This is a genomic window from Gordonia sp. JH63 (assembly GCF_009856645.1).
GTDB classification, from domain to species: Bacteria; Actinomycetota; Actinomycetes; order Mycobacteriales; family Mycobacteriaceae; genus Gordonia; species Gordonia hongkongensis.
In genome coordinates, this window is sequence record NZ_CP047235.1 from 4,936,711 (window position 1) to 4,963,244 (window position 26,534).

General features: G+C 66.7%; 17 protein-coding genes and 2 pseudogenes. 14 read left to right on the forward strand and 5 right to left on the reverse strand.

The features are described from left to right. The first annotated feature begins 105 nt into the window (after positions 1 to 105). From GR168_RS21875 to GR168_RS21915, 9 genes and pseudogenes are all read left to right on the forward strand, one after another. The gene (locus tag GR168_RS21875) at positions 106 to 2,454 is read left to right on the forward strand and encodes a glycerol-3-phosphate 1-O-acyltransferase (protein ID WP_265968600.1); all 2,349 of its coding nucleotides are present in this window, start codon (positions 106 to 108) and stop codon (positions 2,452 to 2,454) included. Next, a complete protein-coding gene (locus GR168_RS21880; protein WP_058252824.1) occupies positions 2,451 to 3,944 on the forward strand; it encodes an HAD-IB family hydrolase in 1,494 nt (497 codons plus the stop codon). The genes GR168_RS21875 and GR168_RS21880 overlap by 4 nt, the downstream gene beginning before the upstream one ends. Further along, positions 3,941 to 5,395 (forward strand): wax ester/triacylglycerol synthase domain-containing protein, encoded by a 1,455-nt coding sequence (locus tag GR168_RS21885; protein ID WP_058252825.1) that lies wholly within the window; start codon positions 3,941 to 3,943, stop codon positions 5,393 to 5,395. The genes GR168_RS21880 and GR168_RS21885 overlap by 4 nt, the downstream gene beginning before the upstream one ends. Before the next feature lie 69 nt (positions 5,396 to 5,464). Further along, positions 5,465 to 5,698 carry a type II toxin-antitoxin system Phd/YefM family antitoxin gene (locus GR168_RS21890; RefSeq protein ID WP_065629468.1) on the forward strand — a complete coding sequence of 78 codons (234 nt, stop codon included), beginning with the start codon at positions 5,465 to 5,467 and terminating at the stop codon, positions 5,696 to 5,698. Next, positions 5,695 to 6,093, forward strand: a complete 399-nt coding sequence (locus GR168_RS21895) for a type II toxin-antitoxin system VapC family toxin (protein ID WP_065629469.1) — start codon at positions 5,695 to 5,697, stop codon at positions 6,091 to 6,093. The genes GR168_RS21890 and GR168_RS21895 overlap by 4 nt, the downstream gene beginning before the upstream one ends. A gap of 37 nt (positions 6,094 to 6,130) precedes the next feature. Further along, positions 6,131 to 7,574 (forward strand): annotated as a pseudogene (locus GR168_RS21900) (DUF3375 domain-containing protein). Next, complete coding sequence (locus tag GR168_RS21905; protein WP_065629471.1) at positions 7,571 to 8,149, forward strand: DUF4194 domain-containing protein; 579 nt, start codon at positions 7,571 to 7,573, stop codon at positions 8,147 to 8,149. Before GR168_RS21900 ends, GR168_RS21905 begins: the two are co-directional and overlap by 4 nt. After that, positions 8,142 to 11,112, forward strand: a pseudogene (locus tag GR168_RS21910) (ATP-binding protein). The gene GR168_RS21905 and the pseudogene GR168_RS21910 overlap by 8 nt, the downstream one beginning before the upstream one ends. Continuing rightward, positions 11,109 to 12,254, forward strand: coding sequence for a Wadjet anti-phage system protein JetD domain-containing protein (locus GR168_RS21915; RefSeq protein ID WP_137810244.1), 1,146 nt, complete (start codon positions 11,109 to 11,111; stop codon positions 12,252 to 12,254). The pseudogene GR168_RS21910 and the gene GR168_RS21915 overlap by 4 nt, the downstream one beginning before the upstream one ends. A 14-nt stretch (positions 12,255 to 12,268) precedes the next feature. Here GR168_RS21915 and GR168_RS21920 read toward each other — a convergent pair whose 3' ends face one another. Beyond that, on the reverse strand, positions 12,269 to 13,018 hold the full coding sequence (locus GR168_RS21920) for an FCD domain-containing protein (protein ID WP_137810243.1): 750 nt from the start codon (positions 13,016 to 13,018) through the stop codon (positions 12,269 to 12,271). Between the two features lie 236 nt (positions 13,019 to 13,254). On the opposite strand from GR168_RS21920, the gene GR168_RS21925 reads away from it, so the two are divergent. Continuing rightward, a complete protein-coding gene (locus tag GR168_RS21925) occupies positions 13,255 to 14,028 on the forward strand; it encodes an enoyl-CoA hydratase-related protein (RefSeq protein ID WP_058252827.1) in 774 nt (257 codons plus the stop codon). A 45-nt stretch (positions 14,029 to 14,073) separates the two neighbouring features. Here GR168_RS21925 and GR168_RS21930 read toward each other — a convergent pair whose 3' ends face one another. Next, positions 14,074 to 17,463, reverse strand: coding sequence for a pyruvate carboxylase (locus GR168_RS21930; protein ID WP_159371675.1), 3,390 nt, complete (start codon positions 17,461 to 17,463; stop codon positions 14,074 to 14,076). A gap of 249 nt (positions 17,464 to 17,712) precedes the next feature. Here GR168_RS21930 and GR168_RS21935 point away from each other — a divergent pair, with 249 nt between their 5' ends. The 4 genes from GR168_RS21935 to GR168_RS21950 are packed head-to-tail and all read left to right on the forward strand — an operon-like array spanning position 17,713 to position 22,308. Then, the gene (locus tag GR168_RS21935; protein ID WP_159371676.1) at positions 17,713 to 19,467 is read left to right on the forward strand and encodes a PEP-utilizing enzyme; all 1,755 of its coding nucleotides are present in this window, start codon (positions 17,713 to 17,715) and stop codon (positions 19,465 to 19,467) included. After that, the gene (locus tag GR168_RS21940; protein ID WP_238994968.1) at positions 19,467 to 20,465 is read left to right on the forward strand and encodes a TIGR03619 family F420-dependent LLM class oxidoreductase; all 999 of its coding nucleotides are present in this window, start codon (positions 19,467 to 19,469) and stop codon (positions 20,463 to 20,465) included. Before GR168_RS21935 ends, GR168_RS21940 begins: the two co-directional genes overlap by 1 nt. After that, on the forward strand, positions 20,462 to 21,565 hold the full coding sequence (locus tag GR168_RS21945; protein WP_068972148.1) for a zinc-binding dehydrogenase: 1,104 nt from the start codon (positions 20,462 to 20,464) through the stop codon (positions 21,563 to 21,565). The genes GR168_RS21940 and GR168_RS21945 overlap by 4 nt, the downstream gene beginning before the upstream one ends. Then, on the forward strand, positions 21,562 to 22,308 hold the full coding sequence (locus GR168_RS21950) for an SDR family NAD(P)-dependent oxidoreductase (RefSeq protein WP_171011653.1): 747 nt from the start codon (positions 21,562 to 21,564) through the stop codon (positions 22,306 to 22,308). The genes GR168_RS21945 and GR168_RS21950 overlap by 4 nt, the downstream gene beginning before the upstream one ends. 199 nt (positions 22,309 to 22,507) lie before the next feature. Here the strand turns inward: GR168_RS21950 and GR168_RS21955 are convergent, their stop codons facing one another. The 3 genes from GR168_RS21955 to lpdA all read right to left on the reverse strand — a co-directional run bounded on the left by GR168_RS21955 (position 22,508) and on the right by lpdA (position 26,534). Continuing rightward, a complete protein-coding gene (locus GR168_RS21955) occupies positions 22,508 to 24,112 on the reverse strand; it encodes an IS1182 family transposase (protein WP_159371972.1) in 1,605 nt (534 codons plus the stop codon). 237 nt (positions 24,113 to 24,349) lie between these two features. Then, a complete protein-coding gene (locus GR168_RS21960) occupies positions 24,350 to 25,120 on the reverse strand; it encodes a ThuA domain-containing protein (protein ID WP_159371677.1) in 771 nt (256 codons plus the stop codon). Positions 25,121 to 25,136: 16 nt separating this feature from the next. Then, the gene (lpdA, locus tag GR168_RS21965; protein WP_159371678.1) at positions 25,137 to 26,534 is read right to left on the reverse strand and encodes a dihydrolipoyl dehydrogenase; all 1,398 of its coding nucleotides are present in this window, start codon (positions 26,532 to 26,534) and stop codon (positions 25,137 to 25,139) included.

Below are 26,534 nucleotides of genomic sequence, written 5' to 3' on the forward strand. Positions count from 1 at the left end.
TACACACGAAAGTCTTCGCGGCGCGTCGGTCGTCCTGACGAAAACCACCCCCCTCGGTGTAGTCCACGTCACAATGAGGCGGGGCAGGACCCCAGAGACGTGAGGGTGATGCAGGTGACCGATCCGGTGGTGGTGCTGACCAAAGCCCGTACGTCGTGCGAGATGCGGGCGGTACGCGAGTGGACGGCGGCGAACTATCCGGACGCGACGATCTCCCGATCGGCGGAGATCGACTTCGACGGCATGGCGCCGGAGACGTTGCTCGTGCCTGTCCGGGCGGTCTGGCTCCCGGCGGTCCGGCAAGGTGAGCGGCGGGTCACGCTGGGCGACGTCCTGGTGCTGTCCAATCCCCGGCGGCCGCTCGGAGCGGTCCAGCCGCTGATCCGGAAGAGACGTCCAGACAGTCTCCGCGTCGTTGCCGGTGCACCCGCCACGATCGAGGAACTACGCACCCGGTATGCCCATCACCAGGCGCAGGGTGAGCCGTTCGCCCAGTTCGTCCTGTTCCAGGCGTCGGTGTCGGCCGAGCGAGCCGAACGCCAGATCGTCGGTGATCGCTACAAGGTCCCCCGTCTGGTCGCCGAGCAGATCAGCAGTTCGTCGCGATTCCAGACGTCCGCGGCCAAACTCGCAGCCGAACTGGGTCGGCCCACCGATGCGGTGGTCGCCGAGGCCACCGACAAACTCTCGACCTTCGTCGCCACCCAGAGCCGGCTCATGGACGACGTGTTCTCGGCGACCTTCAACCGACTGCACGAGCGGGCCTGGAACGTCACCGTCGACGTCGAGAACCTCAACACCCTGCGCACCCTCAACAAGTCCACCGGCCTGATCTTCCTGCCCTCCCACCGGTCCTATGTCGATCCGCTGGTCCTGGCGAAAGTGCTGCGCAACAACGACTTCCCACCCAACCTCGTGCTCGGCGGGAACAATCTCTCGTTCTGGCCGGTGGGCCCGGTGGCCCGCCGCGCCGGCATGATCTTCATCCGACGCAAGTTCGGCGCGGACCCGGTCTACAAGTTCGCGATGCGCTCCTACCTCGCCTACATCGTCGAGAAGCGCTTCAACCTGGAGTGGTACATCGAGGGCGGTCGCAGCCGGACCGGCAAGCTCCGGAAGCCCAAACTGGGACTGCTCACCTACGTCGTCGACGCGGTGGGGCAGCTCGACGAGGCCGACGTGACGATCGTGCCGACCTCGATCGTGTACGACCAGCTCCAGGAGATCGGCGCGATGGCGGCCGAGGACGCCGGTGGCACGAAGAAGCCCGAGGGCGTCGGGTGGTTGTTGCGCTACGCGAAGGCGCAGCGCGCCTACCTGGGCGAGGCCCGGGTGCGATTCGGGACCCCCATCTCGCTGCGGACCGCTCTCGCCGACGCCGGCGAGGGCCGCGCGCGGCTGGAGAAGGTCGCGTTCCGGGTGATGGACGAGATCAATTCCGCCACCCCGATCTCGGCGACCTCGCTGGCCGGTTTCGCCCTCCTCGGCGCGCACGACAGGGCGTACACGCTCGCGGAGATCGAGGCCATCCTGGCTCCCCTGCTCGACTACATCCGCCGGCGCGAGCTACCCGGCCCGGACCCAGCCCTGTGCCGCGGGGTCGGGCTGACCCAGACTCTCCGGGTCCTCGCCGGCAACGGCGTGGTGAGCTGCTTCGACGGCGGTTCCGAACCGGTGTGGTCCATCGTGCCGGACAATCACGCGGTCGCGGCCTACTACCGCAACGGGGCGCTCCATCACTTCGTCGACCGCGCGATCGTCGAGGTCGCCATGCTCGCCGTGGCCGACGGTGACGTCCGGGCCGACGACATCCCGCCGGACGAACACCCCGTCGGATACGACGAGACGGCCGACGGTCCGCTCGCCGACGAGGGGCTGCTCGCGGCGTCGCAACGGGAGGCCCTGCGAATCCGCGATCTGCTCAAGTTCGAGTTCTTCTTCCCGGCCAAGACCGAGTTCCTGCACCGACTCGGTCTCGAACTCGATCTGCTGGCCCCGGGCTGGCGTGCCGTGACGCCGACGCAGGAGTGGACCTACGAGGTACTGCACGGCCACACCGGCGGACTCCTCGCCCGACGCACCCTGCAGCCGTTCTTCGACGCCCAACTGGTCTTCGCGACCAAACTCGTGGAACTCGGCACCGCATCGCGCGACAAGGAGGACCTGATCGTCGAATGCCTCGGTCTGGGACGCCAGCTGTCCCTGCAAGGTGTTGTGCGCAGCAAGGATTCGGTTTCCAAGGACCTCTACGACGGCTGTTATCAGCTCGCCGACAACCGCCACCTGATCCACGGCGAGGAGGTCGCGGACCTCGCGACCGCCCGCCGGGACTGGCTCGACGAGGTCGAATCGATGCGCGAGCGGCTGGCCCGGATCGCGTCGATCGAGGATCTCCAGCGTGCCGTGGGCGGAGCCGACACCATGGACACGGTCTGGTCGGAGGGGACACGATGAGTGCCTTCACCGACCGGATGCGGGCCATCCGGTCGGCACCCACCGGTAAGAAGGTCGCCGCGCTGTTCGACTACGACGGCACCCTGATCGAGGGCTTCTCCGCCGCCGCCATCATGCGAGCACGCTTGCGCAGCATGGAATTCGGTTTCGGCGAACTCGCCGACTTCCTGCTCATCGGATTGCGCGGCGTCGTGTCCGAACAGGACTACGCGGAAGTGCTCGACGCCACGCGTCCCACGTTCGCCGGCAAGACCTACGCCGAGCTGATCGAGTTCGGCGAACACCTCTTCAAATACGAGACGGCGGCCAAGCTGCGGCCGCAGATGTGGCAGATCCTGCGCGCGCATCGGGAGATGGGACACACCATCGTCATCGCGTCGTCGGCGACCCGATTCCAGATCGAACCCATCGCGCGGGAGATCGAGGCCGACTTCGCACTCGCCACCGATGTCGAGGTCGTCGACGGGGTGGTCACCGGCAACATCCGGGGACGCCCGCTTTGGGGTCCGGGGAAAGCCGCTGCGGTACGCACCCTCGCCCGTGAGCACGGCATCGACCTCGACGCCTCCTTCGCCTACAGCGACGGCAACGAGGACATCCCGTACCTGGAGTCGGTGGGCAACCCGGCGGCTGTCTCCCCGCGCCGAATACTGCGGGCGGAGGCCGAATCCCGCGGCTGGCCGATCATCGACCTGAAGAACCCCACGTACAACCGGCTCGGGATGCTGGCCCGAACCGGCGCCTTCTACGGTTCGTTTCTCGCCTCCGCCGCGGTGGGCGTCACCACCGGGCTCGTTCGACGCGATCCCGCCGCACTCGTCGAGGCCCTGCCGACCGGTACCGACGTCGGGCTGTCACTCGCCGGGATCCACGTGCAGGTCCTCGACGGAGGCGAGTACCTCACGTCGGCGCGGCCGTGCGTGTTCCTGTTCAACCACCAGTCGAAACTCGACCTGCCGGTGATGATCAACCTCGTGCGGTCCGAGGCCACGGGGGTGGCCAAGAAGGAGGTGCAACGGGTTCCGGTGGTCGGGCCGATCCTTCAGCAGGCCGGGTTGGTGTTCATCGATCGCGCCGACCCGGGCCGCGCGATCGAACAGCTGGCGCCGGCCGTCACAGCTCTGCGGGACGAGGGAATGTCGCTCGTGGTCGCGCCCGAGGGCACCCGGTCGCCCACACCACGTGTCGGCAGGTTCAAGAAGGGTCCGTTCCACATCGCGATGCAGGCGGGTGTCCCCGTCGTACCGGTGGTCCTGCGTAACACCGGCGAGTTGATGTGGCGCGGTGCGCAACTCATCCGACCGGGGACCGTCGAGGTGATGGTGCTGCCGCCGGTGGACACCAGCGACTGGTCGCCCGACGAGATCGGCGACCGCGCCGAGGAGGTCCGGCAGATGTACATCAGCGCCCTGGCCGACTGGCCGCTGGACTTCTTCGCCGACGACGACGCCCGGCCACCCGTCGAGGTACCGGAAGAGAGGCAAGTGTGAGCGAGGAACCGGACCTGACCGACGGGGTGGACCGACCGCTCGACTGGGCCAACGAGCCCCACATGAGCTCGGTGGACACCATCATGTGGCGAGGCGACACCGATCGCCGGATGCGCGGGACCATCTGCATGCTCGAGGTGTACGACTGCGCCCCGGACTGGGACCGGCTCGTGGCTGCCCACGAATGGGGAAGCCGAATGGCCCCGCGATTCCGGCAGCGCGTCGTCGACTCCCCGTTCGGCATGGGAACGCCCAGCTGGGCAGTCGACCCGGACTTCGACCTGCACTACCATCTGCGCCGAATCCGTCTGGGCGGCAACGGCAGCATGCGTGAGCTGCTCATCACGTGCGAGCAGCTCGCGATGACCGCGCTCGATGCCGCACGGCCGCCGTGGGAGGGCACGCTGATCGAAGGGCTGCCGGACGGCAGGGCAGCATATTTCCTGAAAGCCCACCATGCGCTCACCGACGGCCTGGGCGCGATCATCGGACTGGCCCAGCTGCATTCGCCCACACGCGAACACAATCCGGGCAAACCCCAGCCGCCGAGCCCCGATCCGGTGAACATCACGCCCGTCGACCTGCTCCGCCGGCAGGTGGGCGAGGAGATCCGGCGGATCCCGCATCGTGTCGACACGACATTCCGCGGCGTCCGCGCGCTGGCGCATCCCCGCCAGGCATTGAGTTCCGTTCTCCGATATGGTCGCTCGGTTCCACGCGTGGCGGGCCTGGTCAGCCCCCCTGGTTCCCCGCTGCTCGCGCATCGGAGCCTGTCGTGGCGTTTCAGCGCGTTCGAGGTCCCGTTCACCGACCTCAAAGCGACCGCGACGGCGACGCGGGCGTCGATCAACGACGTCTACCTCGCCGGGCTCATCGGCGGCTTCCGCCTCTATCACGAGAAGATGGGCACCCCGATCGAGACGATGCCGGTCGCGATCCCGATCTCGGTGCGGCGTCCGGAGGATCCGGCGGGTGGCAACCGGATCGCGGTGGGACGGCTCGCCGGACCGGTCGGGATCGCCGACCCCTTCGAGCGGGTCCTCACCATCCGCGAACAGGTCCGCGTCGCCCGGCACGAACCGGCCGTCGACATCTTCAACACGCTGGGCTCGGTGATGGCCTGGTTGCCCGGATCGGTGCTCATGCAGTTCAGCGGCACGACCAGCCAGAACGATCTGCAGGCCAGCAACGTGCCGGGCATTCCGTGGGACACCTACGTGGCCGGCGCCAAGGTCGAGCGGATGTTCCCGTTCGGCCCGCTGCCCGGTTGCGCGATGATGGCGACGATGATCACCCACAACGGAACAGCCTGTCTCGGAATCAATTCCGACGGCGCCGCGGTCACCGACCTCGAGTTGTTCGCCGACTGCCTCGTCGCCGGTTTCGGTGAGGTGCTGGCTCTCGCCGCCGACGACGACGTCGTGCCGGGGGTGCTGCGACGGGTGGTGTGAGGGAACTCGTGGCCCACGTTCTGTGCATTCGAACCAGTCCGAATGGTCAGAACCGAGTAGAATCGGCTCATGAGAACCCTGAGCAGCACAGAAGCCAAGGCGCGCCTCAACGCCGTGCTGGCTGAAATCGAGAGAACCGGGGAAGAGATCACTATCACCACGCATGGCCGACCCGTCGCAGTACTCAGGCCCGTGGCACCACCTCCGCGTCGATTCGGGCAGTTCCCGGCCATGGTTGTTCCCGACGACTTCGACGCACCGCTGTCCGCCGACGACCTCGAGCGCTGGGAGTCGGGTTCGTGACCGATGTCCTGCTGGACACCAACGCGGTCCTGTGGCTGGTCAGCGAACCGGACCGGCTGTCACCCACCACCTTGGACATCCTCGCGAATCCCGGCAACGCTCTCTACGTGTCGGCTGCGTCGGCCTGGGAAATCGCCATCAAGACGCGGCTGGGCAGACTCGACGGAGCGCCGCTCCTCGCCGCGTGGGAAGAAACCCTCTCGTCCATGTCAGCGACCGACCTCGCCATCGATTCCAGCGACGCGGTGACAGCAGGACAGCTCGCCTGGGAACATCGCGATCCCTTCGATCGCATGATCGTCGCTCAGGCCACCCGCCGAGGTCTGACCATCGCGACGAGCGATCAGGTCATCCAGACCGGCACGCTGACACCTGTCATCGACACTCGCCGGTGAGTCCTCGGTGTCAGTCCCCTCCCCTAGAGTGGAACTCATGGACTTTGATGCGTTCACCACTCTGTGGGAACGCCATCCCGCGTGGCGGCTCCTGCGCGCCCACCACTCCCCGCTCATCCTGACGTTTCTCGGGACATTCTTCGTCGAGGGCAACCGTGGTGCGAGTTCAGCTGGAGAACTGGCCACCGCTCTGGATGATCTGCTCTACGACCTGAACACCTCGCTACCCACCAACGACGGTTCGGTTCGATTTCCCAAAGAACCCCGCGCCTACCTCGAGGATTGGGCCGGCACCGAGGCTGGGTTCCTACGACGCTTCTACCCCTCCGGCGACGACGAGATCTATTACGAGGTGACGCCGGCTTTCGAGAAGGCGTACGCCTGGATCGTCTCTCTACAGGGCAGAGCGTTCGTCGGTACCGAGTCGCGACTGCACACCGTCGTCGAGCTTCTTCGGCAGATCGTGCACGGCACCGAGGTAGACCCCGAGGTTCGACTGGCAGAGCTGCGGCGGCGTCGCGCCGAGATCGATGCAGAAATCGCCGCCGCCGAGTGCGGCGAACTGGCGTATCTGGATCAGACCGGGGTTCGAGACCGCTATCAGCAGGTGGCGTCGACCGCACGTGAACTGCTCGCCGACTTCCGAGAGGTAGAAGAACAACTTCCGCCTTCTTGATCGCTCGGCCCGCGAGAAGATCGCGTCCTGGACCGGGCCCAAGGGCGAACTCCTCGCCGACCTGGTGGGCAGCCGATCCGAGATCGCCTCGTCCGATCAGGGTCGTAGCTTCGGGTCGTTCTACGAATTCTTGCTGTCCGATTCGCGCCAGACGGAACTGGCAGACTTGCTTGCGAAGGTGTCGTCGCTGGAGATGATCGACGTCGACGAGCGCATCCGCAGCATCCATCACGACTGGTCCGAGGCTGCCGACCGAACCCAGCGCATGGTCCGACAGATCTCTGAACAGCTACGCCGATTCCTCGACGATCAGGTCTGGCTGGAGAATCGCCGCGTACTCGACCTGGTCCGGTCCGTAGAGGCTAGCGCCCTCGAGATTCGTGGCAGGACACCAGATTTCGGGCTCACTGTGGATCAGACCGGTATCGAGATCGCGCTGCCGTTCGACAGGCCACTCTATCAACAACCCGCCTCTGCGACCGTCGAGAGTCGGGTCGAGGACGCGACCGAGAACCTGGACGCAGACCTGTTGTTCGCCCAGACGTTCGTCGACCAAGCCCGCCTGGCAGCCAACATCCGCAGCATCCTCCCGGAGAGATCGTCGGCACTGCTATCCGATGTGGTCACCATGTATCCGATAGAACAGGGTGCGGCCGAGATCGTCGGTTACCTCGCCCTCGACGATGACGATGTCAGCGTCGACATCGACGACACCGACGAGACCCTGCTCGAGTACGCCGACCCGAGTGACCCGAGCACGGTCAAACGTGCCCGGCTGCCGAGTGTCACTGTGAGGCGACGATGACCGACGACCACGCAATTTCGAGTGCCATAATCCGATTGATGCGGGGCGTGGTGTACCGCGAATCGGACGAGGACATCTGGGCCACACTCGAACGCTCGGGAGCCGGCGTACGCGATCACTTCACCACGATCGGCGTCGATGTCATCGTCGACGAGTCCGAGGGCTACGCCTATCTGCGCTCGCACCCGGAAGAGGAAGGCGAAGAGCCACTTCCGCGGTTGGTCCGCAGGCGGGCGCTGACCTACAACGTGAGCCTGCTGCTCGTGCTGCTACGCAAACGCCTGCTGGAGTTCGAGATCACCGGCGGTGAAGGACGACTCGTCCTGTCAACGGATCAGATCGTGGAGATGCTACAACTCTTCCAAGCCGAATCGACGAATGAGGCGCGCCTGGTCGAACAGGCCGATAACACCATCAAGAAGGCCGTCGAACTGGGCTTCCTGCGCCAGTTACGTGGGCAGACCGACCAGTGGGAGGTGCGTCGCATCATCAAGGCGTACGTGGATGCGCAAACACTGTCGGATTTCGCGGGCAAACTGCGCCAATACGCAGGAACCGCGGGCCCCGATGACTGACGGTCTGTTCTCAGCGGTCGAACTCGGGGGTGCCGGAGGCGCCGGGTTCCGATTGCAGCACGTCGAGGTGTTGAACTGGGGCCACCTTCGACCGACAGGTGTGGCGGCTCACCCCCGACACAGACACCGCACTACTCACCGGCGACATCGGGTCGGGCAAGTCGACGCTGGTGGATGCGGTGACCACACTGCTGATGCCCGCACACAAGATCGCTTACAACAGGGCCGCGGGAGCTGAGGCCAAGGAACGCACGCTTCGCTCCTACGTCGAAGGCCACTACAAGTCCGAACGACAGGAAGCAACCGGCCGCTCTCGCTCCAAAGGCCTTCGGCAGGAGCGCAATACATACTCGGTCATCCTGGGCGTCTTCAGCAATCGGGGATATGACGAGACGGTCACCCTGGCGCAGGTTTTCCAGCAGCGCGACACCGCCGGACAGCCCTACCGGTTCTACGTCACCGCAACCAAACAACTCGCCATCACGACGGACTTCGCCGATTTCGGTTCAGATTTGCGCGACCTTCGTAAACGCCTACGGTCCGGCGGGGCCGAGGTGGTCGACGAGTTCCCGAAGTACTCCACTTCGCTGCGCCGATTGCTAGGCATCCGATCAGAGCAGGCGTTGGAGCTACTACATCAGACCGTGTCGATGAAGTCCGTGGGCAATCTGAACGATTTCGTGCGCAACCACATGCTCGAGCCGAGCGACGCCGGCGAACGTGTCCGCGACATCATCGACCATTTCGACAATCTCACGAAGTCGTACGACGCGGTCAAACGCGCCCGCGAGCGCCCACTACTCGTCGAGGCGAAGAGATCGCTCGATGCTGCGAGCGCCGACGCCATCGGCCGAGAAAAAGAAGCGGCCCGACGTCAGGAGACCATCCGGACCGAGCTCGACGATCTGCAGAAACGCACCAGCAACCTGCCACCCGACCAGGTCCAGATACGCGAACAGCTGGCCACCGACACCGGCCTGACACCTGCCGACCTGCCCTACGCGGGTGAACTGATCGACGTCGTCGAAGAACACAGCGAGTGGCGTGGCGCTGCCGAACGTGTCTTGCGTGGCTTCGCACTGTCGCTACTGGTACCGCAGCAGCACTACGATGCCGTGACGAACTGGGTCAACTCCCGCCGACTCACGTTCCACAATCACGGCGGCCGGACTGTCGGTGCCCGACTCGTGTACGAACGAGTGCCGATCCGTCGAGTTCCCCTGCAGAGAAATGACTCTGATCTACCGATTCTCGCTGACTGCCTCGAGATCAAGAGCGGGCCGTTCGAGGGCTATCTGCGCGACGAACTCCTCCGGCGCGCCGAACATCAGCGGGCCGCCACCATCGAGGAGTTCCGCGCTGCCAAGCGCGCCGTCACCCGCGAAGGTCAGGTGCGGTCCGGTGGCCGTCACGAGAAGGACGACCGACACCGGGTCGACGACCCACGCCGATGGGTGCTCGGATGGGCCAATGAGCGCAAGATCGCGGTCCTACGAGAGGATCTCGACGAGTCCGACCGCGAGCGCGTGGCTGCTTCGGCGGAGGTGGTGGCGCTGTCGGAGGAACGCGACGCCACCCAGAATCGCAGCGAGTCCCTGGCGCGGCTGGAAGGATTCCATTCCTGGGCCGAGCTCGACATCGAGGAAGCACAACGACGCGTCGCCACCCACGAGGCCGAGCGCGCCCGGCTCGAATCGGGGTCCTCACGCCTTCGCGAGATCACCACGGCGCTGGAGCAGAACGCCGCGCTCGCGGATTCCACGGCTGCCGCGATCGACGACCTCACCGGCAAGCTCGCAACCACCGCCGCCGCGAGTCATCGGGCCGAGCAGGACAAGAAGAGCGACGACGAGTTCGTCGCGGACCACCCGGAGGCTGAACTCGACGCCGCACGAGCATGCTACGACGCTCTGGAACGTCGGCTGGACGGCGGTGTTCCGGCAAGGGCAGCAGACTGCACCACAGCTCAAACGACACTGACCGCGACGCTTCATCAACGGATCGAGCGCCTCACCCGCGAGCTCGGCGGCTTCGGACAGCGCCTGGCGCAGCACATGACCGAGGTTCTCCGCCGGTGGCCGGACCTGCGATCGGACATGGATGCCGACGTCGATGCCAGGGCGGATTTCGTCGCCCTCCGCGAACGGGTCGCGACCGACGATCTGCCGCGCTTCGAGTTCGAGTTCAAAGAACAGCTGAACAAGAACGCCATTCAAGAACTCGCCGGCTTCAACAACTGGCTCAACCGGCAGGCCGCATCCATCGACGAACGCGTGCGACGGATCAACGAAGCGCTGGGCGCCGTGCCCTACAACCCCGGTCGGTATATCCGGTTGGAGCGCGAGTCAACCACGAATCAGGATGTGGCACAGTTCCGCTCCGACCTGCGGAACCTGACGAGCGACAGTCTCGCAGTAGACGGCGATCAGTATTCGGAGCAGCGTTTCCTCGACGTCAAACGCATCATCGAGCGCTTCCGCGGACGGGACAATCACGCCGACCTCGACAAGAATTGGACGCGGCGTGTCACCGATGTGCGCAACTGGTTCGTGTTCTCCGCATCCGAACGCGATGGCGAGACGGACGTGGAGTGGGAACACTACAGCGATTCCGACGGCAAGTCAGGTGGGCAAAAAGAAAAGCTCGCCTATACGATCCTGGCCGCGTCCCTTGCCTACCAGTTCGGACTCGAGTGGGGTGTGAAGAAGTCGCGCGACTTCCGGTTCGCCGTCATCGATGAGGCATTCGGGCGCGGCTCTGACCTGTCGACCCGTTATGCGCTGGACCTGTTCGCCAAATTGGGTCTGCAGCTCCTGATCGTCACCCCTTTGCAGAAGGTGCACGTCATCGAGCCCTACGTGAAGGCGATCGGATTCGTCGACAATCCGACGGGCACTTTTTCACGCCTGCAGACGATGACGATTGAGGAATACCGGTCACGCCGTGACGGGCGTCTGCGGTGACCGATCGTTGGACCACCCCGGCCGACATCGCCGTCAAAGCCAGACGCCGCTGGGACGACGGGACGCTGCTCCGGACGTTTGCGAACCGAGAACCATTCGAGCCCATCGAGATTCCGCTGCGCGGGCCCACCGCGTCGCAGATAGGAGCAGATCTCGGCGCCGCTCGCGACTGGGTCACGGCGTTGGACGGCGGACGTCGTGGCGACACCAGGTACTCCCTCGTCTGGCAAACAATCGGCGGCCGGCACGTCGGGCGTAACACGCTTCCACGACGGGCGATCATCTCCACCTATGAGCAGGCGTGGGCACTTCTGAACGTGAAGGCAGCGGTACAGCAGTTCGAGAGGTTGCTCGAGCTCGCCGCCGACGATCCCGCGGTCCACGCGTGGCTGTTCCAGAACCCGTTTCGCGCAATAGATCTGGCATCGGAGTTTCCTCGACTGATCGACGCGCACCGATGGCTCGACACGCATCGGGACTCCCGACGCTTCCTGCGTGAGATCAGCGCACCTGGGGTCGACACCAAGTTCACCGAAAGGCACCGGGGAGTCTTGGCGTCGATACTCGGAGTGTCGTCGACGGCGTCCGGTTTCGTGACCGGGCTGGGTTTGCAGACGAAACCAGAGTTCGTGAGACTACGACCGTCACCGTCGCTGGGACTTCTCGAGCACGTTTCGGAGGTGAGCCTCCGAGCTGACGAGCTCACCCGGATCGACTTGCGTCCCTCGCGCGTCCTGGTCATCGAGAACGAGATCACCTATCTCAGCGTCGATGTTCCAGCCCACGGAGCCGTGTTCTGGGGCAAGGGATTCGAGGTCGACAGAATCGGGCGCCTTCCCTGGCTGACCGACGTGCCTGTTCGGTACTGGGGTGACCTCGACACACACGGCTTCGCGATTCTCGACCGGCTACGTGCCTGGCTTCCGCAGACCGAATCGATCTTGATGGATCGCGAAACATTGTTCGCGCATCGCGATCGATGGGTTACCGAGCCGAGCCCCACCACAGCCGCACTCCGCCACCTCTCACCCGCAGAACACGACCTGTACGCCGACCTCGCGGACGACTCGCTCGGTGAGCGGGTTCGGCTCGAGCAAGAACGCATCGACTGGGCGTGGGCTCTGGAGCACCTCGAAAGGTAGACGTGTGCCGACGATCAGATCTGCCACTGCACCGGCTGGGAGATGATGTCGCGGAGCCGTCGGCGGTAGTACCGGGCGGACTCCTGGTTGAAGACGTCCATCGCGGCCGCGGTGGCCTCGACATCGCGAGCGCGCATGGCGTCGAGGATGTCCTGCTGGAGTTCGAAGGCCGCGAGCCGCGTCGCGATGGGATGCTCGACGGGTTCGGCGTCGCGAACGAGCAGCCACAGCGTCTCCATGACCACCCGCAGTGCGGGATTGCCCGCCGCCTCGTACACCCCGCGCTGGAATGCGGCGTTGTTCTCCTGGAAGTTGGCGTGGTCCTCGGGATGGTCGCGCATCCGGTCCAGTGCCCGCTGCATCGACTCGATCTGCTCGTCGGTGACGTTCTGTGCCGCGGCCCGCGCGACCATCGGTTCGAGCATCAACCGGACGTCGATGACATCACTGATGTTCGCGCCGTTGATCTGGAGGAACAGCTTCATGATGTTGCCGAGCGAATCGAGTTCGGGCCGTTTGGCTATGGGCCCGCCGCCGATTCCCGCCTTGATCGTCACGAGGTCTCGGCTCTCGAGGAGCCGCAGTGCCTCACGCACCGTCGTGCGTGCCACGCCGAACTCGCTGACCATCTCCTTCTCGGTCGGCAGGCGCTGACCCTCGACGATGCCACCGCCGAGGATCTGATCGGCCACCATGTTGGCCACCCGCGCGGACATCTTCTGCCCGCGCGGCTGCCGGGTGGCGGGCTCGTCGGCGACGGTCATGCGGCTCCCGTGTCTCGGCTGATCGGTCGGTGCCGACACCTTACCCGCCCGCACCTGCTCTCTAGTTCGGATCGGGGCGGCAACGGTCGCCCCCGAACGATCGGTGCGGTGGCGAGACGACCCGTCGTCGTAACTGTGTACATATTTTGCTCGCTCGATTACCGTGAGTCCCGTTCCGTTCGTTCGCGCCGGGGCCCCGACCGCCCGCCCGCGCAGTCCACGACAGATAGGCACCCATGCAGACCACCTCCCCGGCCTCCGGGAACCTCTCCGTCACCGTGCACCAGCCCGGTATCGCACTCGTCGAGCTCTCGCGGGGCAAGGTCAACGCCATCGACGGGCAGATGTACGAGGACATCGCGGCGACGTTCGACGCGCTGTCCGACGACCAGGACGTGCGCGTGATCGTGCTGACCGGTCAGGGCCGCATCTTCAGCGCGGGCAACGACATCAACGAGTTCCGGACGATGTCCACCGTCAGCGGCGACATCGCGATGCGGCGGGCCCGGCGGGCGCTGTTCAGCGTGCGCGAGTGTCACCTCCCCGTGGTGTCCGCGGTGAACGGCCCGGCCCTGGGAAGCGGGTTCGGACTCGTCGCGCTCTCCGACCTCGTGGTCGCGTCCGAACGCGCCACCTTCGGACTGCCCGAGATGAACGTCGGGGTCCTCGGCGGTGGTCGCTTCACCGCCCGCATGTTGCCCCAGCAGGCGATGCGCCGCATGTTCCTCACCGCCGAACCGGTCGACGCGTCGACCCTGGAGCGGTGGGGAGCACCGATCGAGGTCGTCGCCCACGACGATCTCCTGGAGATCGCGACAGCCCGCGCGCGCTCGATCGCGGAGAAGAGCAGGCACGCCATCGTGCTCGCCAAACAATCTCTGAACGGCTGCGAAGATCTCGACATCCGTCGCGGTTACGAGCTCGAGCAGTCCTTCACCGTGCGATTGTCCGAACACCCCGACTCCAAGACCGCGGTGGAGGCCCAGGTCGCCGACCTCGCACGCAAGTGACGACGTCGGGTCCGCGCCATCGGGACGCGGACCCGACGCACCGCGTCAGTCCGTCGCGATGGTCAGCAGGAGATCCCCGCCGTCGACCTCGGTCGATCCCGACACCGTGACACGCTGCACGATCCCGGTGACCGGCGCGGAGATCGAGGCCTCCATCTTCATCGCCTCGATCGTGCCGATCGGTTCACCCCGGCGGAGTTCGTCGCCCTCCTTCACCGACAGCGTCACCACACCGGCGAAGGGTGCGGCGAGTTGCCCCGGGAGGGCGGGGTCGGCCTTCTCCGCGGTGCGTGTCGTCGACTCGACCGAGCGGTCGCGCACCCGAACCGGCCGCAGTTGCCCGTTGAGGATGCAGAGCACGTTGCGCATCCCGGACTCGTCCGGGTCGGAGATCGCCTCGAGCCCGATGAGCAGTTCGACGCCCTTCTCCAGCTCCACGCGATGTTCCTCGTCCTGGCGCAGGCCGTAGAAGAACTGGTTGGTGGACAGCCGAGACGTGTCGCCATAGGTCTCGCGGTGCTCGCGGAACTCACGATTCGGTCCGGGGAACAGCAACCGGTTGAGCGCATCACGACGCTCCGCCGACGTACCGGCGAGCGCCGCGAGGTCGCTCTCGGTCAGGGCGGTCACCGGGCGAGGGTCGGTGCGGCCCTCGAGGGCGCGCGTGCGGAGCGGCTCCGGCCACCCGCCCGCGGGCTCGCCCAGATCGCCCCGCAGGAAATCCACCACCGAGTCCGGGATGTCGTAGGCCGTCGGATCGTCCGCGAACTCGGCGGCGCTCGCGCCGGCGCCGACGAGTGCCAGCGCGAGATCGCCGACGACCTTCGACGACGGTGTCACCTTGATCAGTCGCCCGAGCACGGTGTCGGCGCCCGCGTAGGCCGCCTCGATGTCCTCGAACCGGTCCGCCAGCCCCAATGCCAGGGCCTGCTGCCGCAGGTTGGACAGCTGGCCGCCGGGGATCTCGTGGGCATAGACCCGGCCGGTGGGTGCCGGCAAGCCCGTGTCGAACGGCGAGTACGCCGCCCGGACCGCCTCCCAATATGGCTCGAGAGCGCAGCAGGCCGCGAGGTCGATCCCGGTGTCGCGGTCGGTGTTCGCCGTCGCGGCGACGATCGCCGACAACGGTGGCTGACTCGTCGTGCCGGCCAGCGGTGCGCTCGCCCCGTCCACCGCGTCCACCCCGGCCTCCCAGGCGGCGAGGTAGGTGGCCAGCTGCCCGCCGGCGGTGTCGTGGCTGTGCAGATGGACGGGCAGGTCGAACCGCGACCGCAAGGCGCGCACCAGGGTCGACGCCGCGGCCGGGCGCAACAGGCCCGCCATGTCCTTGATCGCCAGGACGTGTGCGCCCGCGTCGACGATCCGTTCGGCCAGCTTCAGGTAGTAGTCCAGGGTGTACAGGGTCTCGCCGGGATCAGAGAGGTCGCCGGTGTAGGACATGGCCACCTCCGCCACCGCGGTCCCCGTCTCCCGCACCGCGTCGATGGCCGGCCGCATCGCGTCGATGTTGTTCAACGCGTCGAAGATCCGGAAGACGTCGACACCCGTGGCCGCCGCCTCGCGGACGAATGCGTCGTTCACCTCCACCGGGTACGGCGTGTACCCGACGGTGTTCTTGCCGCGCAACAGCATCTGCAGGCAGACGTTGGGCATCGCCGTGCGCAGGGCCGCCAGGCGTTCCCAGGGATCCTCCTTGAGGAATCGCAGCGCGACGTCGTAGGTCGCCCCACCCCACGCCTCGACCGACCACAGCTGTGGGGTCATCCGCGCGACGTGTGGTGCGACGGTCACCAGGTCGCGGCTGCGCACGCGGGTGGCGAGCAGCGACTGATGCGCGTCGCGGAAGGTGGTGTCGGTCAGCGCGAGTGCCGTCGACGCGCGGAGCTCGGCGGCGAAACCGTCCGGCCCCAGCTCCCGGAGTCGATCGCGGGACCCCGGCGGCGGTGGGGACGTGAGGTCGATCGCCGGCAGTTTGTCGACCGGGTACACCGCGGACGGTCGCTCGCCGTGCGGTCGGTTCACGGTGACGTCGGCGAGATACCGCAGGATCCGGGTACCGCGGTCGGCGGAGGCGTGCTGCTCGAGCAGGTCCGGTCGGGATTCGATGAACGAGGTGGTGACCCGCCACGCGCCGAAGTCGTCGTCGGCGAGAACCGCCTGCAGGAACGGGATGTTGGTGGCGACGCCCCGGACCCGGAACTCGGCGATCGCACGACGTGCGCGCGCCCGCGCGGTCTCCAGGTCCCGGCCGCGACAGGTCAGCTTCACGAGCATCGAGTCGAAGTGGGAGCCGATCTCGGACCCCAGTCCGACGCTCCCGTCCAGACGGACACCCGAGCCACCGGGCGTGCGGTAGGCGGTGATCCGCCCGGTGTCGGGCCGGAAGCCGTCGGTCACGTCCTCGGTCGTGATGCGGCATTGCACTGCCGCGCCGCGGATCTCGATCGAATCCTGGGTCAGTCCCAGCTCCCGCAGCGTCGCACCGGATGCGATCTGCATCTGGGTGGCGACGAGATCGACGTCGGTGATCTCCTCGGTGATCGTGTGTTCCACCTGGATGCGCGGGTTCATCTCGATGAACACGTGCCGACCGTCGGAACCGAGCAGGAACTCGACGGTCCCGGCGCAGGTGTACCCGATGTGCCTGGCGAAAGCCACTGCATCCGAACAGATCCGATCACGGACAGCCGGGTCGAGCGCGGGTGCGGGGGCCACCTCGACGACCTTCTGGTGGCGGCGCTGGAGCGAACAGTCGCGTTCGTAGAGATGGATGACCTCGCCGGTGGCGTCCCCGAGGATCTGCACCTCGATGTGCCGGGCGTCGACCACCGCCCGCTCCAGGAAGACCGTGCCGTCGCCGAAGGCCGTCGTGGCCTCGCGCGAGGCCGCCTCGATCGCCCCGCGCAGCCGCGACGGCTCATCGACGCGACGCATGCCGCGCCCGCCACCACCGGCGACCGCCTTGACGAACAAGGGGAAACCGACCGCATCAGCCGCGGCCACGAGCTCGTCGACATCACTCGACGGGGTCGACGAGGTCAGCACCGGGAGACCGGCCTCGGCGGCGGCCGCCACGGCCCGGGACTTGTCGCCGGCGAGTTCGAGCACCTCGGCGGACGGGCCGATGAAGGTGATCTGCCGGGTCGCACACGCCCGGGCCAGCTCAGCGTTCTCGGAGAGGAAGCCGTACCCGGGGTACACCGCATCGGCTCCGGACGTCGCCGCGACGCGGACCATCTCGTCGACCGAGAGGTACGCGCGGACCGGATGCCCGCGTTCGCCGATCTCGTAGGCTTCGAACGCCTTGGCTCGATGAACGGAGTTGCGGTCCTCGTGGGGGTAGACGGCCACCGTGCTCGCGCCAAGCTCGACCGCGGCACGAAAAGCCCGTACCGCGATCTCGCCTCTGTTCGCGACCAGCACCTTCTCGAACATGGGTTTCCTTTCGTCACCGGATGCGCCGGAAGTAGCCACGCGAGAAGCGGGCGGCGCGGGAAGGATGTGACCCACATCTCTGGGCCTGACGTCAGGTTACTCTATTCGAAGTAAAGTTACTTAGCGCCGCAACTGGCGGAGTCTTTACCCTCAAACTGCTGAGAAATATCTCTGTACATGTTTCCATCTGTCGCAGGTTTCTATAGTGTGACTTGACATACAGCCTGTCACCTCGATGAGGAGGAACACATGAGTGACGAGCAGTCCGCGGGGGCGGTCGACATCGATCGCTGGATCACCGACTGGGAGTTCAGCAGCCGATACCCGGTGTACACACGCGCCAACGCCGGCGAAGTGCTGCCCGACCCGTCGAGTCCGCTGAACGTCACGATGGTCTGGAACAAGGGCCTCAACATCGGCTGGCGCCAGGGCTACGTCGACAACCTCGGCACTCACCTTGCCGAGGAGATCGACGAGGTGATGCCCGAGATCATCGGCAACTTCGGCGGCTACCACTACACGAACTTCTCGATGACCGAGCTCAACGGCGCCCGGCTCCCGGGGCTGACCGTGCCGGTGTGGAACAGCCTGTGGGTGGGCGACCATCCCGACATCCCCGAGTACGTACCCAAGCCGGGCGACGAGAACGCCGAACTGACGGCTGGTCTCGCCGAGAAGACCGCCTGGGCTCTCACGACCGATGAGTTCCCCGAAGCCGAGGAGGCCAAGCGGCGCGCCGACCGGGCACGCGACCAGCGTCCCGATCTCGCCGCGATGAGCGATGCCGAACTCGTCGGCCACGCTCGCTCGCTGCTCCCCGACCTCATCTACTGCTACGCCTATCACCCGGTCACCACGACGCTGTCGACGATGGGTCCGGCCGTGGCCGGTCAACTCCTCGAAACCATCGGCGAGGCAGACAACCTCGGCGATCTGCTCAGCGGACTGGGCGGCGTGGACTCGGCCGCCCCGTCGTATGCGATGTGGAAGCTCGGGCGCCTCGTCGCCGGTTCGTCCGAACTGACCGGGATCTTCGACGACGGACTCGCCTCCGCCCTCGACGCGATCACCGCGAGTGACTCCGCCGACGCCGCGAGGTTCCGAGAGGAGTTCGACGACTTCCTCTACCGCTACGGCTCGCGCGCACCGAACGAATGGGACATCCGATCCGACAGCTGGGAGACCAAACCCGTGCTGGCACTGATGGCCATCAACGGGATGCGCAACAGCCCGCCGGAGGCCGATCCCGAAGCGATCCTGCGCCGCAATCAGGACAAGCGTCTCGCCCTCACCGAGGAGCTCGCCGCCAAGATGCCCGACGCGGAGTCGGCCACGGCGTTCCGCAACGCCGCGAAGTCGATCACCAAGTTCATGCCGTGGCGGGAGCGCACGAAGACCGCGTGCGTGAAGATCATGGGTGAGATGCGGGCCGCCCTCTACGAACTCGGACACCGGATGGTCGGACGCGGGATCATGGACGACCATCACGACATCACGATGCTCGTCGACGACGAGCTCGATCGCTTTGTCGCCGAACCCGAGTCGTTCGCGGACACCATCAAGGAGCGACGCGAGCAGTATCTCGCCCTGTTCGATCTGCAACCGCCGTTCTTCCTGTTCGAACCGCTCCCCCTCTCGCAGTGGCCCCGGCGCACCGGGCAGCGGGTGGACCCCGCGGTGCCCGGTGACGTCCTCTCCGGAGTCGGCGGCGCCCCGGGCGTCGCCCGGGGACGTGCGCGAATCCTGCACGACCCGTACGAGGCCGAGCAGCTGGAGGAAGGCGACATCCTCGTCGCACCGCAGACCGATCCCGCCTGGACGCCGTTGTTCGTCTTCGCGGGCGGTGTCGTCGTGAATGTCGGCGCGACGATCACCCACTCGTCCATCGTGTGTCGTGAGCTCGGAATCCCATGCGCCGTATCGGTTCAGGACGCGACGGCCCGCATCCCGGACGGCGCGATGATCGAGGTCGACGGCAACACCGGGTCGGTGACGATCCTCTGATGGCGATGACTGACGGCGCCCGCGGCACGACGATCGGGCTCGCCCTCCCCCAGCTCGGCGAGCACGTTGATGCCGCGGCCGTCCGCGACTTCGCGGTGGCCGCCGAGGAACTCGGATTCACCGGACTGTGGGCGCAGGAACACCTCTTCTACTCCGAGCAGAACGCGTCGGTCTACGGTGGCCGGCACACCACGGCGGTGCACCCCGCCTACCGTTCGGTGCTCGGGGCCACCGAGCTCATGGCATTCGTCGCGTCGTGCACCCGGCGGGCGCTGATCGGGAGCAGCATCCTGGTCGCCGGGTACCACCGTCCGGTCGAGCTCGCACAGCGTCTGGCCACTCTCGACGTGCTCTCCGGCGGACGTCTCGTCGCCGGGCTGGGCGTCGGCTGGTCCGACGAAGAACATCGACTCATGGACGTCGACCCCCGGACGCGCGGGCGCCGGATGGACGAACTCGTCCGCGCCGTCCAGGCGTGCTGGGGACCGGATCCCGTCGAGTTCGACGGGGAGTTCTTCACCATTCCGACCTCCACCGTGCGGCCGAAACCGGTCCAGACACCGCATCCGCCGCTGCTGTCCGGGCTGCGGTCGGAACGCGGTCTCGCCCGCACCGCCGCACTGTTCGACATCTGGAATCCCAGCAGCGGCACAGCCGAGGCCCTGCAAGCCCAGCTCGACGGGATGGCCGCGCAGCGTCCCGCCGGACGGGCCCCGGTCCGGCTGTTCCTGCGGTCCTACCTCCAGCGCCCCACCGACCCGGTGGGATCCGGCGGACAGGGCATCGACGGTGTGGCCGCCGATATCGCCACCGCGAAGGCGGTCGGTGCGGAACACTTCATCATCGAATGCAATTTCTCCGACGACGTCCGGTCGCCGGAGGACTGGGCCACCATGCCCGAGCGGCTGGCGCCGCTGATCCAACTCGTGCGCGACGACAGCTCCGCGGTGCCCGACTCGTCGGGCGCCGCCCGGCCCCAGAAGGAGAACGCATCATGAAAGCTGCTGTCTGGGAGGGCAGTACACCGACACTCACCGTCGAGGAGATCCCGCGCCCGACGCCCCGTCGTGGCGAGATCCTGCTCAAGGTCACCGCGTGCGGGGTCTGTCACACCGACCTGCACGTACTGAAGTCGGAGGTGAACTTCCCCGCTCCCGCGGTCCTCGGCCACGAGGTCTCCGGCGTGGTCGAGGAACTCGGCGACGGCGTCGACACCCTCGCGGTGGGCGATCGGGTCGTGTGCAGCTTCATCATGCCGTGCGGCGAGTGTCGCCACTGCGCGCGCGGACTGGACGACCTGTGCGAGAAGTTCTTCGCCCACAACCGGCTCAAGGGCACGCTCTACGACGGCGAGACCCGGTTGGCCCGCGCCGACGGCACCCCGCTGGCGATGTACTCGATGGGCGGACTCGCCGAGTACTGCGTCGTCCCCGCGTCGGACGCCTTCGTCGTCCCCGACGGGGTCGGACTAGGTGAGGTCTCCATCCTCGGCTGCAGTTCGTTCACCGCGCTCGGCGCCGTGACCAACGCCGAGCTGCGGCTGGCCGACCGCATCGCCGTCGTGGCGGCCGGCGGCGTGGGATCGTCGATAGTCCAGTTCGCGGCGGCGGCCGGAGTCGCCCAGATCATCGCGATCGACGTCAACGACGACAAGCTCAAGGCGGTGGCCGAGCTCGGTGCGACCCACACCGTGAACTCGCGCGACACCGACGTCGTCGCCGAGGTACGGGCACTGACCGACGGCCACGGCGTCGACGTCGCCTTCGAGGCCCTCGGGCATCCGAGCACATTCGCGACCGCGCTGGACATCCTCGACGACGGGGGCCGCGCCGTGGTCGTCGGGATCGCGCCGGCCGGCACGCCCGGTGAGCTCGATCTGGCCCGTCTCGTGCGCCGCAGCCTGCAGATCCGCGGTTCCTATGGCGCGAAGGCACGACGTGACATGCCGGCGCTGCTGCGCATGGTCGCCGGCGGGATCGTGGAGCCGGAACGTGTGATCACCCGCCGCTACCGCCTCGACGAGGTCGACGAGGCCTACCAGGCCCTCGCCCGCGGCGAGATCGTCGGCCGGGCGATCATCGAGATGGACTCCGAATGACCGAGACCGTGTCCGGCACCGTCGCCATCGTGACCGGTGCCGGCTCGGGCATCGGCCGTGCGGTGACCGAGCTCTTGGTCGGTCGCGGGAGTTCGGTTGTCGCGGTCGACAACTCGCCTGCGGTTCTCGACGAGCTCGCGGACCGGCCGCGGGTCGTCCCGCTCGTGGGGGATGTGACGTCGGCCGAGGACAACCGGCGCGCGGTCGAGACGGCGGAACAGCGCTTCGGCCGGCTCGACGCGTTGATCCTCAATGCCGGGGTGCCCGCTTCCGGGTCCATCGAAACCCTGGACCTCGACGTCTTCGACCGATCCCTCGATGTCAACCTCCGGTCGGTGGTTCTCGGTGTGCGCGAGGCGATCCCCGCCTTCCGGCGATCCGGGGGCGGTGCGGTGGTGGTGACGGCGTCGGCGACGGCCCTGGGCGGCGAACCCAACCGCTGGCCGTACGCCGCGGCGAAGGCCGGCGCGGTCAACCTCGCCCGGTCACTGGCCCTTGACCTCGCCGTCGACGGCATCCGGGTCAACTCAGTCTGCCCCGGCCCCATCGAGACCGGAATGACACGACGCATCGCGGTCAACACCCCCGAACGCTACGAGTCCCTGCGTCGGATGGTCCCCCTGCAACGCTGGGGCACGGCCGATGAGGTCGCCGAGGTGATCGCGTTCCTCGCCTCGCCGCTGGCCTCGTTCGTCATCACCGGTGCCATCCTCAGCGTCGACGGTGGGACCGCGTCCTACTGAGTTACGCCCCTCTGCAACCTGGCGACAGCCCGTCTGCCACCGCTCCTCGCACCTCAGGGAGCAAGGGTTGTGGCGTTCTCTCGGATTAGGAGCCTGCTGAATTAGGGTCCAGCCTGGGTTGAGGTTCCTGCTGCGGGGATGTGTCGGTTCCGGGGTGTGGTCGTGGTGATCGATCTAGGTGGGGCGGCGGTGCCGCGGTTCAGGCGGTGGCCAGTGTCCAGGTGCCGTTGGTGGTAGTCAGTCCGAGGGTGATCAGGCGGCGTAGGTTGATCGCGGCGGCGCGGTGGTGCAGCCAGTTGTTGTTGCGTTCGATTCCACGGTAGGGCACCCGCCGGTTACCGCGGGTGAGCCAGGCAATCGTCCGTTCGACCATGGGTCGATGCTGGCGGTAGGTGTCGGCAATAGTGTTGTCAGAGAAGTGTTGTCGGTGTTCGCGCTGGAGTTGGTGGTGTTCGCCGAAACTGATTTTGCGTCCACGAACCGCGGTGGTGCACCGTGCCCGAAGTGGGCAGTCTTGGCAGGCCGCACCGTAGGTGACGTGGCCTTTCGCGCTGACCGGTCGGGTCAGGTTGTTGGGGCAGGTCAATGTGTTCGCGTCGGCGTCGAAGGTGAAATCGTCGACGACGAAACCACCAGCAACCGCCGGCATGTGTGGCTTGGGTTTGATCACCGCGTTCCATCGTGTCCGCGCCAGCGTGGCCAGCATGTCACCGGAGGCATACGCTGAATCACCCAGCACCTCACGATCGTCGGCGTCGTCGGCGACGGTCGGATCGCTCAGCAACAACCGTGCCCCGACTGCTCCGTCGGAAGTGTCCGGACCAGCGGCTTTGGTCATCTCGATCGCGGTGACCAACCCGGTCTCCGGTTCATTGACGATGTGGCCCTTGAACCCGTCCTGCTGGCGTGCCCGGGTTTTGTGGGCGTGCCGGGTGTCGGTATCGACGGTGGAGATCACCCGGTCCGGGGCGGTCCGGGGCGCGATGCGCCAGCGTCCGTCGGTGCCATCAGAACCTGGTGCCGGTTCCACATCCTGGCCGGTCACCAATGCCAGCAATGCCACCGCCTGCGCCTGGGCCTGGTTACTCGGTTCCTTGTCGATGGCCTCGAGGTCCAGACCGTCGAGCACGGCCAACCCATCTTCGACAAGGGCGCTGATCAGGTCCTGTTGAGCACACTCATCATCCCAGGCGATCCGCGGCTTGCCGGGCCGGTCATAGCCGCCGCCGGTCAACGCGGCCAGACGAGTCGCGTGCTGCTCGACCACCACCGCACCACCGTCGACCTCTCGGGCGACCCGCCGGATCGCCGCGATCACCTGGGTGATGGCGTCCTGGCGGGCCACCGCGTCATCGAAGATCGTCGAATCCAGCGCTCGACGGCTCTTACCCGCGAGCACCCCGGTGGTGGTGATGACCTCGCGTACCACCTCGAAAATGCGGTGCGGCCGGTCGCTGGCTGCCAGTCGCCGACGCCAGTACGTCAGAGTCGACGGATGAAAACCTTTGTTACCCAACACGAATCCACACGCCGCTTTCCACCGCAGATCAAAAGTGACCGCATCAGCGGCTTCGCGATCGGACAAACCCTGCAGCGTTTGCAGCACGATCACCGACGCCATCGTGGCCGGCGGGATCGACGGACGGCCCCGGCCGCTGGGAAACAGGTCCGCGAACATCTCCGCAGGAAACAACTGCTCGCGATGAGCAGCCAAAAACGCGAACACACTGCCCTCGGCCAGCAAATGCCCGACGACCGAGTTCACATCCAGAAACTCACCCTGACGATCCGGCTCACCCTGCATACCCACCAGGATCCCAGCCCACCAGGCAAACCCGCTCACCCCACACCGAAACGACACCGACTATCTCAGCAGTCTCTTAGGGCGCATGGGGCCTCTGTTCGCTGAATCGATAGAAACACAGGAGGTCGGGCCCGCGACCGGCAGACCTCAACTCGACCGATGGACTTCGATCGAGGTCTAGGAGTCGAGTTGAAGTCTGCCGGTCACGAAACGGGGCACTGGGGAATGCTCTGAACCTCAGAACGTCCCGCGTACCACCCACGCCACGCAGCGGCCGAGGATGGTCCGGTACTCCGGCACCTCCCAGCTCCCGCGGTCGACACGTCCGAGGTCGTCGATACCCAGATCCTGGACGTCGAACCGGCCGCGGCAGTGACCGAGGGTGAAGTAGCAGACGGTTCCGGCGTCGTGTCTCTTGAGATAGAGCACCGGGAGAGGGTCATCGGAGGTGGTGTGTCCCTCGGCGAAACCCGTTGACTCACCGACAAACCGGGTGTGCGCGAGAACCTCTATCGGCTCGAAGAGTTCGCTCACGTAGAGCTCGTCGACGGCGTCGAAGGCCTCGACACCGTCGACAAGCGGATGGTGGGGGTCCGTGATCTCGACCCGGTACGGCGCGATCGGCGGATGACCCAGGAACTGGCTACCTACCAGCTGCGGCAGCACGCCCATGGTGCGTGGGGTGACGTACTTGCTCGGCGACCCGGGCGGCGTCGGCTCGATCGCGGAGTTGGTGGCGTGCAACGCCAGCCATCGACCGCCGCGTGCGAGGAACTCGGTGAGCGACCGCTGCGCGGCCTCGTCCGGAATCCGGTTGCACGTGTAGGTGATCAGCAGATCCGCGTCGTCGATGGCCGGGATCGCAACCGCGTAGTCGTCGAAGACTCGCGTTCGCACCACTTCGTGATCGGCCAGCAGCGTGAGGATCTGCAGTCTCGCGTAGTCGAAGTCGTGCCATTGCCCACCGCAGATGACGACCGCGTCGAGGCGGCCGGCGGGTCCGGACATGTCGCTCCTCGAGATCTCAGGCGTGTGCGTGCAGGGGTTTGCCCGCCAGCGCGAGGTGGGCTTCGCCGAGCGCCTCGGCCAGGGTCGGATGCGCGTGCACCAGGTTCGCGACGTCGTCGGCGGTCGCCTCCCAGTTGTAGATCAGCTGTGCCTCACCGATGAGCGCACCGACCCGATCACCGACGAGATGGATTCCCACGACGGGTCCGTCGGACCCGGCACGGACGAGCTTCACCCCACCCGACGTCTGGAGGATGCGGCTCTTGCCGTTGCCACCCAGGTCGTAGATGGCGGTGGTGACGTCACCGTGCCGTTCGACGGCTTCGGCCTCGGTCAGCCCGATCGAAGCAACCTCGGGGTGGGAGTAGGTGACGCGGGGAATCCCACTGTCCGCGACCGGCACACAATCGAGGCCGGCCAGTTGCTCCGCCACGAAGATCCCGTTCGCGAACCCGCGATGGGCGAGCTGCGGTCCCGGCACGATGTCGCCGACCGCGTAAACGCCCGCCACAGTGGTCTGCAGCGCATCGTCGACCTCGACGAACCCGCGGTCGAGTCGGATGCCCGCCTCCTCGAGCCCGAGACCGGACGTCCGCGGACCACGCCCTACCGCCACCAGCAGGATGTCGGCGTTCAGCGACTCGGAGTCGCCGAGATCGACGGTGACCCCGGCATCGGTCACGCGCGCGGCGGACAGCATGGCCGCGGTCCGAATGGTGATGCCGCGCTTACGGAACGCTCGGGTCAACTGCTTCGACGACCACTCGTCCTCAGTCGGGACCAGTCGTGGTGCCGCCTCCACGATGGTGACCTCGACGCCGAGCGACGCCCACAGACTGGCGAACTCGCAACCGATCACGCCGCCGCCCAGGACGATCGCCGACCTCGGGATCGAATCCAGCTCCAGCGCACGGTCACTGGTCATGATCGGACCGCCGATGTCGATGCCCGGCAGGGTCCGCGACTGCGATCCGGTGGCAAGGACAAGGGCCTCACCCCGGTGTCGCGAGGTCCCCCCGTCCGCGAGATCGACTGCGACCGTTCGGTCCCCGACGACGCGGCCGTGACCACGCACCACGCGGATCGCCCGCGATGCGATCAGTCCCTCGAGGCCGCGGTACAGACCGTCGACGACCTTCTGCTTGTACGCATGCACCGCGGTGATGTCGACACCGTCGAGCGAGGCCTTGATTCCGAAATCGGCCGCAGAGCGCACGGAGTCGACGATCTCCGCGGCATGCAGCAGCGCCTTGGTGGGGATACAACCGTTGTGCAGGCAGGTACCGCCGAGCTTGCCGGACTCCACCAGGACGACCGACATGCCGAGCTGCCCGGCGCGCAGGGCACACGAGTATCCGCCCGAACCGCCGCCGAGGACGACGACGTCGGCGGTCTCGGTGGAGTCCGCGCTCAT